Raw genomic sequence first — 19753 nt, 5'->3', positions numbered from 1 at the left:
AGGGCAGAAGCTCCTAGCCCAGGGCATCGCCCTGGGTATACAAGCAATCAGCAAGGCGCCCTGTAAGGGCAAAAGCTTTGTATATTGCCTGGTATTTGAAGGCTTTTGCCCTTACAGGGCGACAGGGTTGCGTCCATAATAACCCAGGGCGATGCCCTGGGCTAGGAGCTTCTGCCCTTTCAGGGCGTGTGGGTGAGATACTTGCGAAATTTCAGTTTATTAAATATTTGCGGAAACTTTTAGCGTGTATTTTTTGCAAAGGTATCCGTCGGGTACCTTTTATATATTTACTTAAATTTTTTGCTTATGATGAATTTAAAGATTCAGAAGGCAGAGGATGGCAAGAATGCCGGCTCTGCCAAGAAGAGTGTGCAGACTGGTAAGAAGGTGGCCGACAAGAAGGAGGCTGACAAGAAGCAGGCTGCACAGGTGGCTGTTTTTGAGAATCCGGAGTTCGGAATGGTAAGAACCGCTACTGATGAGAAGGACGAACCTTGGTTCTGTGCGAAGGATTTGTGTGATGTGCTCGGATATAAGAGAGCAGATTTGGCTGTAAAACAGCATGTTAGGTCTAGCGATGCAGCGAAACGCTGCGTCGCTAGAATTGCCAAAAACCGTTATGGCGAATGTAACGGAAAGATGCAGGTTGTTCCGATGATCTTCGTTAACGAGAGCGGCTTCTATGCCCTGGTGCTCGGTTCGAAACTGGCTACGGCGGTGAAGTTCAAGGATTGGGTTACCTCGGTGGTGCTGCCGCAGATTCGCAAGACGGGCGGTTATATCCCGGTGCATGAGGGGGAGAGCGAGGAGGAGACGATTCGCAATGCCGAGGAGATTCTCCGTGCCACCCTGAAGAAGAAGGAGGAACTGCTGGAGCAGCAGAAGAAACTGCTCGGGGAGAGCAGAATCCAACTGGCGAAAAGCAGAACTCAGCTCGAAAAGAACAAGGTGATACTGGCTCAGCAAAAGAAGCTCATCGGTGAGCAGGATGAGGAAATCCGAAGACTGAATGGCGTGGTGGATGAGCAGGTGGTGAATATCGCCCGAAAGGGTGAAAACATCATTCATCTGGAGCACCAGGTGGATGGGCTGATGCCGAAGGCTATCTACTCGGACAATGTCCTGGATTCCGTTTCCTGCTTCACTACTACCCAGGTGGCGAAGGAGTTGGGAGTTACGGCGCAGGAGCTGAACCGCTCGCTGTGTGCCCTGCATATCCAGTATTACCAGAGCGGGCAGTATATGCTCTATGCGGAGTATGCGCACATGGGATTGGCGAAGAGCCGCACCCGATATAATGCCTTTCTTGATCCGAAATGCGATGGCGGAAAGGAGAAAATGGGCAAGGCGATTACGCATACCTATCTCGTATGGACCGAAAGGGGCAGGAAGTTTATCCATGATCTGGCTCACAGATTCTGGGAGCTTGCTGAACTGTATGAGGTGAAGAATTTGGGATAATCATTAAAAATGGAAATATGGCGATAAAGCAACAGGTAATGGCTTTAAATCCGGCACGCAAGGGCAATATGGGAAGATTGAATTCTTCCCAGCCCCTGTATGTCTATGACACCCTGATAGCACAGCCGTGGCTGAAGGGTGTGATTGCGCAGATACGTGGGGAGAAGGCTATCCCCGGCGTAGATGCTGGTGATGAAAAGGCGGTGAAGAAGGCACGCGAGGGGCTGAAAAGACAGCTGCCTATCCGTGCGATTCATTATTACAAGTTCAGGAATAATCACCGCTCCAGTGAGGATGCGGTGCCTGAAAGTTTTCTCTTTCAGACTACCATCGATGTGGATGATGTAGAGTATGTGGATGCTGCCCTGGAGAAGGCTCGTGAGCTGAACTGCAGCAACACGATTTGGAAGGGGAAACTGCTGCATCTGGAATATTCGGCTAGAAAGAAGCTGCATATTGATATCCGTATGCCGATGGGCATGACGATAGAGGAGACGCAGAAGGCGTATTGCGAGGCGGCTGGGATTCCATACGATAAAAGCTGCATCACGCCGGAGCGAATCATCTTTATCACGGATAAGGATTCGGAGATTTACCGCTCCAAGGAGTGGTATGGGGTGCTGCCGGATGAGGAGATTCAAGCCCGCAGAGAGGCTTTTCTTAAGCGTGGGCTTACGATTGACGGTAAGGGGACGGCTCGCTATAGCTTGCTTGCCGGGGATTGCAAATCCCCGGAACGCCTGGCGGGGGACTTTCAGGGGCAAATACCTAGCGATAGTAATCATAAAGTTCAAAGTTCAAATCTCAAAGTTCAAAGTAAAGACGATGTTCAAGACAATCGATTTCAGGGCACTGACAGCCATTCTGCTGTTTCTTCTGGCGCTGCTATTCAGCCTGCCCAACCTGGTAATAGCCATCGTGCTGATGATGCTGATATCAGCCATTCTGGAAATGCTCAGAAAACTGATGCCAAGAATCTCATAGCCTTCGACCTCTTCCAGGATTCCGCAGGACTGAAGGGGATGAATATTGATACCGTCGGATCCAGGCATTCCTCCCTGCTCGCTATTATGAGCGCTGGCGCTTCTCGGGTGATGAGTGAGGAGGAGCTGATGAAGGTGGTGGCGAAGAGAATGCCGAGCTATTATCAGGAGAATGACTGCCATCAGCTGATTCATGATTTCTATGCGAAATATGGGGACAGCTCCAAGCCATTTTCGAGGGATGTGATTCGCGTGAATGCTTTGGCGGAACAGGCTGCTAAGAGCTTGCTTGCCGGGGATTGCAAATCCCCGGGACACCTGACGGGGGGCTTTCTTTCTGGACAAAATGGTTATAGCTCGCTTGCCGGGGATTGCAAATCCCCGGGACACCTGACGGATTGCAAATCCCCGGGACGCCTGGCGGGTTCAATGCTCAATGTTCAAAGTAACGCCTGTGTTCAAAGTAGCACCGCCTCTTATCCGCCTCCACCTCCTATGCCGGGGAAGCTGCCGAAGCTGGTGGAACTGCTGATATCCAAGACTCCGGAGATTTATCAGCCGGCTGTGGCACACGCCATTTTCCCTCCGCTGGCTACCCATCTCTGGAATACCAGATTCAGATATATCGACAATGTGGAGCACGAAGCCACCCTGATGACCTGCCTCCTTGCAGGCACCGGCGCAGGTAAAAGTTGCGTACAGATGCCGATTTCGATGATCATGGAGGATATCCGTAAGCGTGACCAGGAAAACCTGAAGCGTGAGAAGGAATGGAAGGAGGAGATGATGCGCAAGGGTGCCAACAAGGATAAGCGCAAAAGACCCGATAATCTCATTATACAAGAAATAGATGCGGATATGACCAACCCTGCCTTCGTGATGCGTACGGCAGAAGCCAAAGGCCACTTCCTGTATACTTCGCTCAACGAGATTGACCAGTTTGATGCCCTGAAAGGTATCGGCAACCAGCATTTCCGTATCATGTGCCTCGCCTTTGACCCTGGTAATTTATATGGACAAACACGAGTGGGAACCCAAAGTGTCACCGAGCGTGTCACCGTACGTTTCAACTGGAATGCCTCTACCACCATCCAGAAGGGACAGCGTTATTTCTCCAAGGTGCTGACCGACGGTCCGCTGAGCCGAATCAACTTCTGCACCATTCCCCAAAGAGAAATCGGCGATAAGATTCCAGTGTATGGCACCTACGACGATCAGTTTCGCAAGGAGCTGAAGCCCTATATCGAGAATCTCTGTATGGCTACCGGTCTGATAGATTGCCCCGAGGCTTACCGCTTAGCTGAGATTCTGAGTGAGGAGAATGCGGATTTTTCGCAGGTTACCCAGAACAGAATCTATGAGAACTTCACGTTCCGTGCCAACGTGATAGCCTATCTGAAGGCGTGCGTGCTCTATGTGGCTAACGGCTGCAGATGGGAGCCGGAGATAGAGGATTTCATCCGCTGGAGTGAGCGCTACGACCTGTGGTGCAAGATGCGTTTCTTCGAGGAGGACATCCAGAAGGCGAACAATGCGGGCGAGCATTCCAACAAGCGTGGCCCTTCCAATCTTCTCCAGTCGTTGCCGGATACGTTTACCGAGCAGCAGGTGGTGGAGGCTCGTGCAGCCCTGGGACTCTCGGAAGAGGGTACGGCGCATCTGCTTTCTACCTGGGTGTATAGAAAATACGTGAAACGTGGCAGCGAGAACTATCACAGTAACAGTTATCACAGTTTTACGAAGCTGAAATACAGATGTGATGGGCAGGAATTATCTTAATTTCTAAACTTTAATTTATTTTAATTTACTTATGGAAATAGTTTTAGAGCGTATAGCTAAGAAGAATACTTATACCATCGGCCGACTTTATCTGTTGGCTGATGGTGATGTGAAGCGCAAGGTGCTTAGCGGCAAGACAGCCGGTGACAAGCGCAGTTTCGTACATAGTTTTGATTTGGAAAAGTTGTCTAAGGACTGCTACTTCTGTGATACCCTGGAGCCAACGTGGCGCAATCTGAAGGGCGTGGAGCTGAAGCCCGAGGAGGAGAACGCCCGTTTCAGCCGAGAGAGCGGCAAGGTGGCGAGAAAGATTCCGGGCCATACCGCCATTCCCGAGGGTTCGTATCGTGTACTTATCACCAAGTCGCCGCGATTCAAGAAGTGGCTGCCGTATGTGCAGGGTGTTCCCGGTTTCGAGGGCATCCGCATCCATGCCGGCAACTATCCCGATGATACCCAGGGCTGCATTCTGGTGGGCGAGAACAAGGTAAAGGGTATGGTGGTGAACTCCCGCATCTGGCTCCATCGTCTGATGAATCGCATCCAGGCAGCGGAGAATCAGGGAGAAGGAATCTGGATTACCGTCATCTAATGAGGGGATAGTTTCATAGATATTCCTGGGAATAGTTTCATTGGTAGCCGGGGATAGTTTCATTCCTATCCCCGAAATAGTTTCATTGGTATGGTAGTAATCGTATTTTTAAGTTCTTTTTCTTTAGATTTTGACCTTGAAAAAAGATGGATTAGGTAGTAAAAATCGTTTAGGGGGGGTAATTTTGGCTTGATATATGCTGAAAAAACAGATTTTACCCCCATATATGCCAAAAATTACCCCATAGCATACGGTTTTTGTTGTACCTTTGCACCAGAAAAAATAAAACGGCGTTGTGAAACGCTTTCATCATCTTTTACTTATACAAGAATAACAATGGGGTTTCGATAGGGGTATCGAAATCCCATTGCTGTTTTTATGCCTGGTGTCTGAAAGCTTTTGCCCTTACAGGGCGTCTTGCTGACTGCCGTTATACCCAGGGCGATGCCCTGGGCTAGGAGCTTCTGCCCTTTCAGGGCGTGTGGGGCTCACTGCGAACCTTACACCTTATTATATATAGAAGAAGTTTGATATGTACAGAAGAAGCTTGATATATACAGAAGAAGCTTGATATATACAGAAGAAGCTTGATTATATATAGGAGATGCTTGATTATATATAGGATAATGCTTGGGGTATCCTAAAAGCCATAAAAACGGATGGAAATAACAAAACACGACAAACTAAGTTAAATAAATATAAAAGATAGGGGCTGCGGCTCGTAACTTACACATAATCAAATAAAAATGTGTAATTTTGCAGTCCGATTATTTCGGGGATACACTTAGAGTCCCCTGGGTATGGTGTGTTAATAGCACATCCTGTGGCCGGGATTTGCGGTTAGTGAATCACCTATCCGAAATTAAGTGAGTAAGAAAAGATTAAAACGTTTTTTAGTAGTAAATTTAAATTTTAAAATGGACACATTAAGTTTCAAGACTATCTCTGTTAATAAGGAGACAGCTAAGAAAGAGTGGGTTGTAATCGATGCAACAGACCAGGTAGTAGGTCGCCTTTGCTCAAAGGTTGCTAAGTTGCTTCGTGGTAAGTACAAGCCAACTTTCACTCCACACGTAGATTGTGGTGACAACGTAATCATTATCAACGCAGCTAAGGCTGTATTCTCTGGCAAGAAGGAGACTGATAAGGTTTACACACGTTACACTGGTTACCCTGGTGGTCAGCGCTTCAATACTCCAGCTGAGTTGCGCAAGCGTCCTGATGGAATGGACAAGATCCTCCGTCACGCAGTTAAGGGTATGTTGCCAAAGGGCCCTCTCGGTCGCTCTTTGATGGACAACCTCTTCATTTACGATGGCACAGAGCACAAGCATGAGGCTCAGCAGCCAAAGGCAATTGATATTAACCAGTATAAATAATTAAGGTAGAATGGAAGTAATTAATGCAATTGGTCGCCGTAAGAGCGCTGTAGCTCGCGTATACCTCTCAGAGGGTACAGGTAAGATCACAATCAACAAGAAAGATATTGAGACATATTTCCCATCAGCAATCCTTCGCTATGTAGTAAAGCAGCCATTGCAGTTGCTCGAGGCTGAGGGTAAGTATGATATTAAGGCAAACCTCGACGGTGGTGGTTTCACCGGTCAGAGCCAGGCTCTCCGCCTCGCTATCGCTCGCGCACTCGTTAAGATCGACGCTAACGATAAGAAGGCATTGAAGGATGCAGGCTTCATGACACGTGACTCACGTGCTGTAGAGCGTAAGAAGCCAGGTCAGCCAAAGGCTCGTCGTCGCTTCCAGTTCAGCAAGCGTTAATCTTATACATATATTTATATATATATATTCAGATTATTATAGCTGAGCTAAAAAGTTTAGTATCTAAATCGGTGAGATTCCATTAATCGGGGACTACTCATCGACTGATTCTAGCTAGAATTCAAAAGAAAGTAAACAACATTTAAACAAGAAAAGACAATGTCAAGAACAAATTTTGACCAGTTACTTCAGGCAGGTTGCCACTTCGGACACCTCCGTCGCAAGTGGAATCCAGCAATGGCTCCTTACATCTTCATGGAGCGTAACGGTATTCATATTATCGACCTCAACAAGACTGTTGCTAAGGTTGACGAGGCTGCTGAGGCCCTCAAGGAAATCGCCAAGACAGGTAAGAAGATCCTGTTTGTCGCTACTAAAAAACAAGCTAAGGATGCAGTTGCCGAGAAGGCAGCTTCTATCAATATGCCATACGTAAACGAGCGTTGGGCTGGTGGTATGCTTACCAACTTCCCTACAATCCGTAAGGCAGTTAAGAAAATGACAAACATCGACAAGCTGTTGAACGATGGTACATTCTCTAACCTCTCAAAGCGCGAGTTGCTGCAGATCAGCCGCCAGCGTGCTAAGTTGGAGAAGAACCTCGGTTCTATCGCTGACTTGACACGTCTCCCAAGCGCACTCTTCGTAGTTGACGTAATGAAGGAGCACATCGCTGTTAAGGAGGCTAACCGTCTTGGTATCCCTGTGTTCGGTATCGTTGATACCAACTCAGATCCAAAGAATATCGACTACGTTATCCCAGCTAACGATGACGCTAAGGACTCAGTAGAGGCTATCCTCTCTGCAGTTTGCGGTGCTATCGCTGAGGGTCTTGAGGAGCGTAAGGCTGAGAAGGCTGACGACAAGGCTGCTGCAGAGCAGAAGGATCAGCCTAAGAAGAAGGCTGCTCGCAAGGACGAGGCTGAGTAATTAGGCAAACAAAAATATACTGGAGCCATTGATTCTGTTTTATGATTCGATGGCTTTAGTTCTTTTCAAGCAAAGATTATTATTAACTTTTAATATTAGAAAAATATTATGGCTGTTTCAATTGAAGATATCAAGAAACTTCGCGCTATGACTGGTGCTGGTCTTGCTGACGTTAAGAAGGCACTCACAGAGGCTGAAGGTGATTTCGATAAGGCAAAGGAGTTGCTCCGTGAGCGTGGTCTCGCTATCGCTGCTAAGCGTTCTGACCGTGAGACTTCTAACGGTTGCGTTCTCGTTAAGAAGGTTAACGATTTCGCTGCTATCATCGCTCTGAAGTGTGAGACTGACTTCGTAGCTAACGGTGCTGACTTCATCAAGTTGACATCTGACATCCTCGACGCTGCTATCGCTGCAAAGGCTCACACTCTCGACGAGGTGAAGGCTTTGAAGGTTGGCGAGTCTGAGGCTCAGGCTGCTGTTACACAGCGCTCTGGTATCACCGGTGAGAAGATGGAGCTCGACGGCTACTGCGTTCTCGAGGGTGACAACATCGAGGTTTATGACCACATGAACAAGCACACTCTCTGTACTATGGTTCAGCTCAACGAGAACAACGCGGAGGCTGGTCACAAGGTAGCTATGCAGGTAGCTGCTATGCGCCCTGTAGCTCTCGACGAGTCTTCTGTTTCTGAGGAGACAAAGAAGACTGAGCTCGAGGTTGCTGTTGCCAAGACTAAGGAAGAGCTCGTAGAGAAGGCTGTTAACGCTGCTTTGAAGAAGGCTGGCATCAACCCAGCTCACGTTGACTCTGAGGATCACATCGAGAGCAACACCAAGAAGGGTTGGTTGACTCCTGAGCAGGCTGAGGAGGCTCGCAACATCAAGAAGACTGTAGCTGAGGAGAAGGCTGCTTCTTTGAACCCAACTATGATCCAGAACATCGCTAATGGTCGTCTGGCTAAGTTCTTCAAGGAGAACTGCCTCGTTGACCAGGAGTTCCAGTTCGGTGATGGTGACAAGCAGACTGTTGCTCAGTACCTCGCTTCTCAGAGCAAGGATCTCAAGATCGTAGCTTACCAGCGCTTTACTCTTGCTGCTGAGTAATCATTACTCGAAAGCAAGCATTAATTTGACTTATAGTTAAATTAGAATATCCGGGAGTTATGGAGTTAAAGCTTAGCTTTGCTTCTAACTCCCATTTCTTTTTTATATATATTTTTGGGGTTATGAAGATATTTGCTATCGGTATGAACTATACCGAACACAATAAATCGCTGCATGGTACGTTATCTAAACCAGAGCGTCCTGTTATTTTTACCAAGGCTGATTCTGCGCTGCTCAACAACGGCAAGCCTTTCTTCATCCCGGATCATCTGGGAAGAATAGAGTATGAGACCGAACTGGTGGTGCGCATCTGCAAGTTGGGCAAGACCATTCCGCAGCGTTTCGCCCACCGCTATTATGATGCGGTGACCGTGGGCATCGACTTTACCGCCCGCGAGATGCAGAAGAAGCTGAGAGAGGCTGGACAGCCTTGGGAGCTTGCCAAGGGATTCGACGGTTCTGCCGCCATCGGCGAATGGGTGGATATCCAGAAGTTCCGTGACATCCAGGCTATCCACTTCCATCTCAACATCAACGGCGAGAATGTGCAGGAAGGCTGTTCGAGTGATATGCTCTACAAGGTGGATGAAATCATCTCGTACATCAGCCAGTATTTTACGCTCAAGACTGGAGACCTACTCTATACGGGTTGTCCTACAGGATGCGGTCCGGTGAAGATCGATGACCATCTGGAGGGCTATCTTGAAGATAGAAAGGTACTCGACTTTATGTGTAAATAGAAAGAATATATGAATAAGAGTAGAATATGGCAATACCTCTGTATCGTGGCAGTGCTGGTGCTGATGGCGCTGCCTGCTGCGGCACAGAGATTCTTCAACCTTACCTCGCAGGAGGTGAAGGTGGACTCCATATTGCCTCAATTCGTATATTCTTTGCCTTTGCAGGGTGATTATCAGGATTCTATCTATACGGTAACAGTGAAATATCCGGAGTATGTGGATATGCCTGCTACCGATATTTCTCATTACAACCGGCTTTCGGGCGCTGCTCTCCCTGAGCAGGTGGCCATCTGCCAGCAGGTAACCGAATGCCGGAAACAAGGCTTGCTGGTGATTTCCTTTTCTCCTCTGGTCTTCAGGGAGCACAGATACCAGGCGCTGGTGAGCTTCATGCTGGATATCCAGGCGAAGCCGCTGGTGCGTTCGCAGAGCCAGTTGCATTTGCTGAAACGTTCGCAGCAGGAAGCCCGACTGCAGACACGCGGCGGGGAGGATTCTTCTCCCGCCTATGCCGACCATTCTGTGCTGGCAAGCGGAAAATGGGCGAAGATCAAGGTGAGCGAAACGGGTATCCATCAGTTGACTGCCGATGTGGTGCGCCGTGCCGGTTTTTCGGATATCAGCAAGGTGAAGATCTACGGTTATGGAGGAAATCTCCAGAACGAAGCGCTCTATGCCCAGGATATTCGGGAGACTGACGACCTGAAGGAGGTGCCGCAATATGTAGTGGATGGCAGACATTATTTCTATGCCCGAGGTGCGGTGAGCTGGAGCAGCCCTACGGCTACGGTGCGCACCCGCAATCCCTATTCAGACTATGGCTGTTATTTCATCACCCAGGGCGATGAGTCGCCGAGTCTCTGGGCAGATTCAGCCTCTTTCGTATCTTCCTGCCATCCGATGCCGGAAGATTATCATTCTCTTTATGAAGTAGATGGGTTCAGCTGGATGCAGGGTGGAAGGAATCTCTTCCATCCTACAGCCGTCAAGGTGGGTGATACCCAGAAGGTGGTCATCACCAATCCTACCGGATGCAGCCGGGGAAAGCTGGTGGTGGCTGTTACCGCCGGCACCAACACCCAGGTGCAGATCAGGAAGAACCGGCAGGAACTGGGAACCATGAGCCTCCAATTGCCTACCAATACCAGCAGCAGTGCCTATACGGTAGGCGTGGAAAGGAGCGCCACCTATCCGCTTCAGGATTTCAGGGAGAAGGATACCATCGAGATACAGCCACTCAGCGGTGGACCGGTTCATCTGGATTATGTAGCCGTAACCTGGGAGAAGCCTGCGCCGTTTGCCGGTTTCGGAAGTCAGATTCCTGCAGCCGAGTATGTGTATGGCATCACCCCGCAGGATCACCATGCCGACGGGGCTGCCGACATGGTGATCATCATCCCAACCTCGCAGAAACTGCTCAGGCAGGCACAGCGGCTCAAGGAATTCCACGAAACCCACGACGGGCTGCGCGTGAATATCGTGCCCGCCGATGAACTCTATAATGAATTTTCCAGCGGTACCCCCGATGCCAATGCCTACCGCCGCTATCTGCGGATGCTGAGCGACAGGGCGGCTACAGATGCCGACATGCCTAAGTATCTGCTGCTCTTCGGCGACTGCGTATGGGACAACCGGATGCTCACGGCAGACTGCAGGCTGCTGAATCCGGATGATTACCTGCTCTGTCATGAGAGCGATGACTCGTTCAGCAAGACCACCTGCTATGTGAGCGACAGCTGGCTGGGAATCATCGGCGAAGGAAAGGGAGCCGATCCGAGAACCGAACTGCAGGATGTGGCGGTAGGACGATTCCCGGTGACCACGGCGCAGGAAGCCAAGATACTGGTGGACAAGACCATCAACTACAAGAAGAACGCCAATGCCGGAGCCTGGCAGAACACCCTGATGTTCATGGGAGATGACGGCAACGAGAATCTCCACATGGCGGATGCCAACGAGGTGGCAGACGATATCGCCTCGCTCTATCCGGGCTATCTCATCAGAAAGGTGATGTGGGATGCCTATACCCGCCAGACCTCCTCAACGGGAAATACCTATCCCGAAGTCTCCAGTATCATCAGGCAGCAGCAGGCTAGTGGTGCCCTGGTGATGGATTATGCCGGGCATGGAAGCGAGACCCAGATTTCGCATGAAAACGTGCTCAAGATCACGGATTTCGAATCGTTCAGAAACGAAAACCTGCCGCTGTGGGTGACGGCATCCTGCGACATCATGCCCTTTGACGGTACGAAATCTACCATCGGCGAGGCTGCCCTGCTGAATGAAAAAGGTGGAGCTGTGGCATTCTATGGTACCACGCGTACCGTGTTTGCCCAGCAGAACAAGTATATGAACCGTGCCTTCCTGCGCAGGGTGCTGAGCCGGGAAGACGGCAAACCGCTTGCGATAGGCGAGGCACACCGGCTGGCACAGAACGACGTGATGCTGGGCAATGTGATGGCGGGCGAGATAGACCGCTCGGAAAACCATCTGCAGTATGCCCTGCTCGGAGATCCTGCCCTCTCACTCAACCTGCCGATGATGAAGGTAGTGGTGGATTCCATCAACGGCATCTCCTGCCAGCGCACCGATACGGTTCCGCTGCTGAGAGCCGGAGATATAGCCAGGATTGCGGGACATGTAGAGACGGATGTGGATTTCCAGGGGGTAGTGACGGCTACGGTAAGGGATTCCAGGGAACTGGTTACCTGCAAGCTGAATGATGCCACTGCCGACGGTGCTTCTTCCGCCTTCCAGTATTACGACCGCCAGAAGACGCTCTATCAGGGTGCTGACAGTGTATCCGGCGGAAAGTTCGCCTTCAGCTTTGCCGTACCTAAGGACATCAATTATTCGGGTGATACCGGACTGATGAATCTCTATGCCGTCAGCAACGACAAGAAGCTGCGGGCGAATGGAGAAAGCGCACGGTTCAAGGTGGGCGGCAGCGTGGTGGCAGGAAACGACTCCATCGGCCCGTCGGTATTCTGCTATCTGAACTCGCCAACCTTCGTGGATGGCGGCAATGTGAATACCACCCCTTATTTCGTGGCAAGGATATCAGACAAGGACGGAATCAATGCCGCAGGAAGCGGACTCGGCCATGACCTGAAGCTGGTGATAGACGGAGATCAGTCGAAGACCTACAATCTCAACGGTTATTTCTCGTATGATTTCGGAACCTATACCAGCGGTTCCACCTGCTACAGTATTCCGGAACTCCCGGCCGGCAGGCATCAGCTTACCTTCACGGCATGGGATATCCAGAACAACAGTTCTACCACCACCCTCCACTTCAATGTGGTAAGCGGTCTGGCTCCATCGCTCTTCGATGTGGGCGTGACGGAGAATCCAGCCCGCAGCACCACCACCTTCATCGTTTCTCACGACAGGACGGAGAGCCGGATGGATGTGGTGATCGAACTCTATGATACTTCGGGCAGACAGCTCTGGCGCCATGCCGAGAGCGGAGTGCCGGCTTCGGAGGTCTATACTGTGAAGTGGAATCTATCGGTAGATGGCGGTCGCCCTCTGGGTACGGGCATCTATCTGTATCGGGTCAAGGTTTCATCGGATGGCAGCAGCTATGCCTCCAAGACCCGGAAACTGATCATTATAAAATAGAAAATATCATCATATAAAATCATGTAGTATGAATAGAATCGTCAAGATATTCGCAACCGGTTTCCTCTCGGTATGGGCGCTGACGGCATCGGCGCAGAACGGAGAGGGAGACACCAAGGAGAGTCTTTTCAATCCGGTAAACTATGCCGTCATCTCTCAGACCATAGCGCCCGATGCCCGCGGCGGAGGTCTGGGTGATGTGGGTGCGGCAACCGATCCGGATGTCAACTCGCAGTATTGGAATCCGGCAAAGTATCCTTTCAACATCTCCAGGGCGGGCGTGGCGCTGAACTTCACTCCATGGCTCCGCTCGCTGGTCAACGACATGAATCTCGCCTATCTCTCGGGCTATTACCGCATAGGCGATTACAGTGCCGTATCCGCTTCGCTCCGTTATTTCAACATGGGTGAGGTGTTTCTTTCTGAGCCGGGAGAAAACGACAATACGATGACCATCAATCCCTATGAGATGTCGATTGATGTGGCTTACTCTCTGATGCTCAGCGAGAAATTTTCCCTGGCGGCAGCCATCCGCTGGATCTATTCCGACCTGCGCTTCGACTATCAGGAGGAAAATTCGCCAGCCTCGGCTTTTGCGGCGGATATCGCAGCCTATTATCAGAACTATGTCAACATCGGACCGCGTGAGTGCCAGTTGGGTGTAGGTCTGAACATTTCGAATATCGGCAGCAAGATTACCTTCAGCGGTAAGGAGTATGGCGAGTTCCTGCCTACCAATCTGCGTCTGGGAGCCTCGCTGATGATTCCTATCGACGAGTACAACCGCTTTACCATCGCCGCAGATGCCAACAAGTATCTCGTACCGACGGTTCCTGCTCAGAAGGAGGGAGAGGACAACTCGGAGTATGAAGACCGTGTGCATCGCGAATACAACGATATTTCGGGCATCAGCGGCATCTTCAAGAGCTTCAGCGATGCCCCAGGCGGATTCAAGGAAGAGCTGGAGGAAATCAACTATGGCGTAGGTGCCGAGTATGTATATAATGACAAGTTTGCCCTGCGTGCCGGCTATCATCACGAGAGCCAGAGCAAGGGCAACCGCAAGTACTTCACGGTGGGAGCCGGTTTCAAGATGAATGTCTTCTCGCTCGATGCTTCCTATGTGGTAGCCACCGCCAAGAGCAATCCGCTCGACCAGACCCTGCGCTTTACGCTGGCGTTCGATATGGACGGATTGAAAGACCTGTTCAAGCGATAGATAAACATATTAATAACTTTAATCATAAATAATAGATTATGAATATACGTGTAGGATTTGGATACGATGTTCACAAGCTGGTAGAGAACCGTGACTTGTGGCTGGGTGGTATCAAGATAGATTATGAGTTGGGTTTGCTCGGCCATAGTGATGCCGACGTGTTGATTCACGCCATTTGCGATGCCCTGCTGGGTGCAGCCAATATGCGTGATATCGGTTATCATTTCCCTGATACGGCAGCAGAGACCCTCAATGTGGATTCCAAGATTCTGCTCAAGAAGACGATGGACCTGATTGCCACCAAGGGATATACCCTGGGCAACATCGATGCAACGGTCTGTGCAGAGCGTCCGAAGCTCAATCCGCATGTTCCTGCCATGAAGGAATGCCTGGCAAAAGTGATGGGTGTAGAGGAAGACCAGATCTCCATCAAGGCTACAACCACAGAGAAGTTGGGCTTTACCGGAAGAATGGAAGGAATCTCGGCTTACGCTACAGTATTGATAGTAAAAGATTAATGAGAGTTAAAATCTTGTTAATTTTTGACGAAATTTCTAATAATCCGTTGATTTATATCAAGAAATCGTAAAAATAATACTTTTTTTGCCGGATTATTTGGAGATTCGTAGAAAAAGTACTATCTTTGCAGCGTCAAAAGGTTAATAGATTGTTTAGGTTAGTAGTAATAGATTTAGGTTTTTAGTTATTAGGTTTTAAGGTAGATTGTTTAACAGATAATTGAGAAGGTCGTGAGACTATTTTGATTAGAATTTTTAAGTTAAACATAGTGCATGCCACAGCTCGTTGAGAGTTGTGGCATGTTTTATTATATCCATTCCCATCTGCCTATTCAATCCATTCTCCTTATCTTATGAAAACATTCTCATCATTTCATAAAAAACATTCTCTTTATCTCAGAAAGTCTTTCTTTTTCTTCGCCAACTCAAATTTTTACATTATCTTTGCAAGCAGAATAAAAAGGATAATCATGAGAGTACTCATAGTAAATACAAGTGAGAAGGCGGGTGGAGCTGCCGTGGCTGCCAACCGCCTGATGGATGCCCTTAACAACAATGGTGTTAAGGCTAAGATGCTGGTGCGCGATAAGGTGACCGATGATATTACCGTGGTAGGTTTGCCACGCTCGTTCAGGATGCAGTGGAATTTCCTGTGGGAGCGCTGGTGCATCTTCTGCCGCCTTCATTTTTCCAGGAAGAATCTCTTTGCACTCGATATCGCCAATGCGGGATACGACATCACTTCCTTGCCTGAGTTCAAGGAGGCTGACATCATCCATCTGCACTGGGTCAACCAGGGCATGCTTTCGCTGAAGACCATCCGGAAGATCATCAGCAGCGGAAAACCGGTGGTATGGACCATGCACGACATCTGGCCGGCTTCATCCATCTGTCATCTCACCCTGGGTTGCCATCATTACAACAATGGCTGCGGCAACTGCAAGTATCTGCCGGGAAATGGGGGAAAGAACGATCTGTCGGCGAAGATATGGAAGAAGAAGCAGAAGGTGTATAACAGCGGGGCTCTTTCCTTTGTTACCTGCAGCAGATGGCTGGCAGCGGAAGCCCGGTTGAGCGGACTCCTGGCGGGTCATCGCATCGAGACGATTCCCAATCCGATAGATACCCATGTATATTGTCCGCAGGACAAGCTGGAATCCCGTCTGCGCACGCAGCTGCCGAAGGACAAGCGCATCATCCTCTTCATCGCCCAGAGAGCCACCAATCCTTATAAGGGCATGGATTATCTGATAGAGGCGTGCCGGCTGATGGCTGAGCAGCATCCCGAGATGAGGGAGAACACCTGCGTGGCAATACTGGGTGGACACAGCGAAGAGTTCGAAGGCAAGCTTTCGTTCCCGATCGTTTCGCTCGGTTATGTGAGTGATGACAAGCGCATCGCAGATATTTACAATGCTGCCGATGTCTTCGTGCTTCCTTCCCTGTCGGAGAATCTGCCGAATACCATCATGGAGGCGATGGCTTGCGGCGTGCCGAGCGTAGGATTCAAGGTGGGCGGCATACCGGAGATGATCGATCATCAGAAGAACGGATATGTGGCAAACTACCGCGATGCCAAGGATCTGGCGGATGGCATCCACTGGGTGCTGGAAGAAGCCGACCGGGAGAATCTGAAGAAGGCGTGCCTGCAGAAGGTGATGCATAACTATTCGCAGCATGCGGTGGCGCTGAAATATGTTGAGGTGTATAATCAGGCGATGGCCTTTAAAAACTACCGGATATGATTAAGTTTACCGTCGTAACCTGTACCTACAATGCTGAGCGTGTGTTGCAGCGTACATTGGATAGTGTCAATAAGCAGACTTACTGCAACATCGAGCACCTGATCATAGATGGTGTTTCGAAGGACAAGACCCTGGCAATGGTTCGGGCATATCAGAACAGGGCAAAGGCTGGAGAGAATGCCCACGAAATTGTGGTGTATTCTGAACCCGACAAGGGACTCTATGACGCCATGAACAAGGGCATCGACCGTGCCACAGGCGACTATCTCGTGTTTCTGAATGCGGGAGACGTGTTTCCTTCTGACGATACCCTGGAGTATGTGGAGGGATGCGTAGGCGAGGGCGAGAACCTGCCGGGCGTGCTTTATGGAGATACCGATATCGTGAATGACGAAGGAAGATTCCTGCGCCATCGCCGTCTTTCGCCTCCCGAGAAGCTGAACTGGCGCTCGTTCAAGTGGGGAATGCTCGTCTGTCATCAGTCGTTTTATGCCCGCACGGATATCGCCCGCCAAATCCATTATAATCTTCACTATCGCCTTTCGGCAGATGTGGATTGGTGCATCCGTATCATGAAGGCGGCTCAGCAGCGTCATCTTCCGTTGCGCAATGTCCATGCTGTCATCACCAACTATCTGGATGGCGGCATGTCGGTGCAGAACCACAAGGCTTCGCTCAAGGAGCGTTTCGAGGTGATGCGCAGCAACTATGGCATTGTCACCACGGTTCTGGTGCATACCTGGTTTGTGGTGAGAAGTCTCTTTAAGCGCTAGTTCGCATGATTTTAGCAAGAAAAAATAAATTTAAATGGCAGAAACATTAAAGGAAAAAACAGCAAAGGGCCTCTTCTGGGGAGCCATGAACAATGGGGCGATGCAGGTTATCGGACTGATATTCGGCATCGTCCTGGGCAGACTGTTGTCGCCAAGCGATTATGGTATGATCGCCATGATTACTGTTTTTTCTCTGATAGCCAATGCCTTGCAGAATTCGGGCTTCATCACGGCTATCACGAATATCAAGGAACCTACAGATAATGACTATAACTCCGTATTCTGGTTTAATATCTCTGTAGGTGGTTTTCTATACCTGGTACTTTTTCTCTGTGCTCCTCTGATAGCGGGCTATTATCATACTCCGGCACTGGTTCCTCTTTGCCGGTATGCATTCCTGTCGCTGTTATTCTCCAGCCTCTGTACGGCTCAGTCGGCTTATCTCTTCAAGCACATGATGGTGAAGCAGAGGGCGCAGTCGGGCATCATCGCCACGCTCTTTTCGAGTGTGGTAGGAGTGATCATGGCGTTTTGTGGCATGTCTTATTGGGCTTTGGCTACCCAGACCATCGTTTACAGCATCGTGAATACGGTGCTGTTCTGGCATTATTCTCCGTGGCGCCCGAGTCTGCGGTTCGATTTCGAACCTATCCGCAGGATGTTCAAGTTCAGCTGCAAACTGCTGGCTTCCACCATCACCACGCATATCAACAACAATGTGCTGAATATCCTGCTAGGTCATTACTTCACGGCGCATGATACGGGTAATTACAACCAGGCTTCGCAGTGGAACTTCAAGGCTTACAGCGTGATACAGGGAATGGTGGATTCGGTGGCTCAGCCAGTGTTGGTAGATCTTCGTGAGCAGCCGGGACGCCAGTTGGAAGCCTTGCGCAAGCTGATCCGTTTCACGGCATTCATCACCTTCCCGCTGATGCTGGGATTTGGAATGGTGGCTAGGGAGTTCATCGTTCTGGCTATCACCGAAAAATGGCTGGCGAGTGCCTTCCTGCTGCAGATTCTCTGTGTGAGTGGTGCCATCATTCCGATGAGCCAGCTCATGTCGAGTCTGGTGGTGAGCAACGGTAAGTCGGGTACTTATTTTGGGGTGACCTTTGCCCTGGGTGTGGTTCAGATTCTGACGATGATTCTGATATGGCATTGGGGCATCCGCACGATGGTCATCGCCTACGTGCTGCTGAACATCATCTGGCTGTTCGTATGGCAGTATTTCTCCCGTCGCCTGATAGGCTATCGGGTATGGATGTTCCTGAAGGATATCCTGCCGTTTGCGCTGGCTGCCCTGGCGGTGATGACGGCTACCTATTTCGCCACGCAGTCTATCCACAATCTGTGGCTGCTCCTGCTTTGCCGCATTCTGATGGCTGTTGTGCTGTACTATCTGGTGATGCGTATTGCCGGTGCCGCCATCCTGAAGGAGTGTATGGCTTTCGTGAAGAAGAAAATGGGAAAGAAGTAACCTTGATGGGTTCATATGAATAAAGCTGAAATATCAGCGATAAGCAGAATAAATCAGAATGAAGGATGAATACAAATAAGACAGTTTCAATCATCATGGGCACCTACAATGGTGCCGAATATATCAGGGAGCAGTTGGATTCCATACTCTCGCAGACCTATCCCCTGAAGGAGATCATCATCCAGGATGATGGTTCTACGGATGATACGGTGGCAATTTGCACAGCCTATGCCGAGAAGTTTCCTATCATACATTTCTCGCGCAATGCCAGCAATCTGGGATTCAATCAGAACTTCAAGTCGGCTGCGATGAAGGCAACGGGCGATTTTGTGGCTTTCAGCGATCAGGATGATGTCTGGTTTCCTACCAAGATAGAGAAGCAGGTGGCTGCCATCGGCAATCATGACATCTGTTTTTCTACCCATCTGCGTGGTGCCGACAGGGAGCATACGCATCTTGTGAATCCTCAGTATAGCCTGGAGGCGCTGCTCTTCTGCGGATTTGCCGGACATACCATGCTGCTCCGCCGGGAATTTATCCAGACAAGTGAATACTGGCTGCCGAATATCATGTACGATTGGAGTCTTGCCATCTGCGCCCAGTTGCACGGCGGTATCGTGATGGTAGATGAACCGCTGAACTGGCATCGCACGAATCTGGCTTCTGCCTGTCATGAGGAACTGAAGCAGGCAGGCAAGAAGGTGGATGCCCGCCCTACCTATCAGCCTTACCTCTATGGTATCGCCAATTATCGCAGATTGCAGCAGCAGCCCAACTGGCAGATGCTCTATACCTATATATATGAGCATACCCGGGAGCCGAAGTTTGCGCTGGCACATCGCATGAGCTATTATATGCTGCATCACAATCTGCTGGCACTCTTCAGCCTCTGCTTCCTCTGTCTGAAGCATGGTGACAAGATATACTACAGCAAGCATCAGCGGGGCTTGATGGCAAAGATACGTGCCTTCTGTTATCCGTTGATCTTCTCATATAATAACATTCAATATAATAGACAATCTTAAAATA

Annotated in this window: 15 protein-coding genes; all 15 read left to right on the top strand. The window is 49.8% G+C overall.

What is annotated here, in order from left to right; all coding sequences use genetic code 11:
- Positions 1-306: 306 nt before the first annotated feature.
- The 15 genes from CFT61_RS10720 (at position 307) to CFT61_RS10645 (ending at position 19749) form a co-directional block, all read left to right on the top strand.
- The gene (locus tag CFT61_RS10720) at positions 307-1461 is read left to right on the top strand and encodes a phage antirepressor (protein ID WP_254918943.1); all 1155 of its coding nucleotides are present in this window, start codon (positions 307-309) and stop codon (positions 1459-1461) included.
- 17 nt (positions 1462-1478) lie between these two features.
- A complete protein-coding gene (locus tag CFT61_RS17285; protein ID WP_254918942.1) occupies positions 1479-4223 on the top strand; it encodes a hypothetical protein in 2745 nt (914 codons plus the stop codon).
- 31 nt (positions 4224-4254) lie between these two features.
- On the top strand, positions 4255-4815 hold the full coding sequence (locus CFT61_RS10705; RefSeq protein ID WP_089544423.1) for a DUF5675 family protein: 561 nt from the start codon (positions 4255-4257) through the stop codon (positions 4813-4815).
- Between the two features lie 917 nt (positions 4816-5732).
- Complete coding sequence (rplM, locus tag CFT61_RS10700) at positions 5733-6194, top strand: 50S ribosomal protein L13 (RefSeq protein ID WP_089544422.1); 462 nt, start codon at positions 5733-5735, stop codon at positions 6192-6194.
- Between the two features lie 10 nt (positions 6195-6204).
- The gene (gene rpsI / locus CFT61_RS10695) at positions 6205-6591 is read left to right on the top strand and encodes a 30S ribosomal protein S9 (protein ID WP_089544421.1); all 387 of its coding nucleotides are present in this window, start codon (positions 6205-6207) and stop codon (positions 6589-6591) included.
- Between the two features lie 159 nt (positions 6592-6750).
- A complete protein-coding gene (rpsB, locus tag CFT61_RS10690; RefSeq protein ID WP_089544420.1) occupies positions 6751-7521 on the top strand; it encodes a 30S ribosomal protein S2 in 771 nt (256 codons plus the stop codon).
- A 108-nt stretch (positions 7522-7629) separates the two neighbouring features.
- Complete coding sequence (tsf, locus tag CFT61_RS10685) at positions 7630-8625, top strand: translation elongation factor Ts (protein WP_089544419.1); 996 nt, start codon at positions 7630-7632, stop codon at positions 8623-8625.
- Positions 8626-8747: 122 nt separating this feature from the next.
- On the top strand, positions 8748-9365 hold the full coding sequence (locus CFT61_RS10680; RefSeq protein WP_089544418.1) for a fumarylacetoacetate hydrolase family protein: 618 nt from the start codon (positions 8748-8750) through the stop codon (positions 9363-9365).
- A 9-nt stretch (positions 9366-9374) separates the two neighbouring features.
- Positions 9375-12989: a type IX secretion system sortase PorU gene (porU, locus tag CFT61_RS10675; protein WP_089544417.1), complete on the top strand. Its 3615-nt coding sequence runs from the start codon at positions 9375-9377 to the stop codon at positions 12987-12989.
- A gap of 28 nt (positions 12990-13017) precedes the next feature.
- Positions 13018-14208 (top strand): type IX secretion system outer membrane channel protein PorV, encoded by a 1191-nt coding sequence (gene porV, locus CFT61_RS10670; RefSeq protein ID WP_089544416.1) that lies wholly within the window; start codon positions 13018-13020, stop codon positions 14206-14208.
- 38 nt (positions 14209-14246) lie between these two features.
- A complete protein-coding gene (gene ispF, locus CFT61_RS10665; RefSeq protein ID WP_089544415.1) occupies positions 14247-14726 on the top strand; it encodes a 2-C-methyl-D-erythritol 2,4-cyclodiphosphate synthase in 480 nt (159 codons plus the stop codon).
- Between the two features lie 470 nt (positions 14727-15196).
- On the top strand, positions 15197-16471 hold the full coding sequence (locus CFT61_RS10660; RefSeq protein WP_089544414.1) for a glycosyltransferase family 4 protein: 1275 nt from the start codon (positions 15197-15199) through the stop codon (positions 16469-16471).
- A complete protein-coding gene (locus tag CFT61_RS10655) occupies positions 16468-17244 on the top strand; it encodes a glycosyltransferase family 2 protein (RefSeq protein ID WP_089544413.1) in 777 nt (258 codons plus the stop codon). The genes CFT61_RS10660 and CFT61_RS10655 overlap by 4 nt, the downstream gene beginning before the upstream one ends.
- A gap of 34 nt (positions 17245-17278) precedes the next feature.
- Positions 17279-18724 carry a lipopolysaccharide biosynthesis protein gene (locus CFT61_RS10650; RefSeq protein ID WP_089544412.1) on the top strand — a complete coding sequence of 482 codons (1446 nt, stop codon included), beginning with the start codon at positions 17279-17281 and terminating at the stop codon, positions 18722-18724.
- Positions 18725-18789: 65 nt separating this feature from the next.
- Entirely contained in the window at positions 18790-19749 is a 960-nt protein-coding gene (locus CFT61_RS10645) for a glycosyltransferase (RefSeq protein ID WP_089544411.1), read from the top strand.
- Positions 19750-19753 lie beyond the last annotated feature (4 nt).

This window comes from Segatella copri (genome assembly GCF_002224675.1).
Lineage (GTDB): Bacteria > Bacteroidota > Bacteroidia > Bacteroidales > Bacteroidaceae > Prevotella > Prevotella copri_U.
Note: the sequence above shows the minus strand (reverse complement) of the source record. Positions and strands in the feature narration are given on the sequence as shown.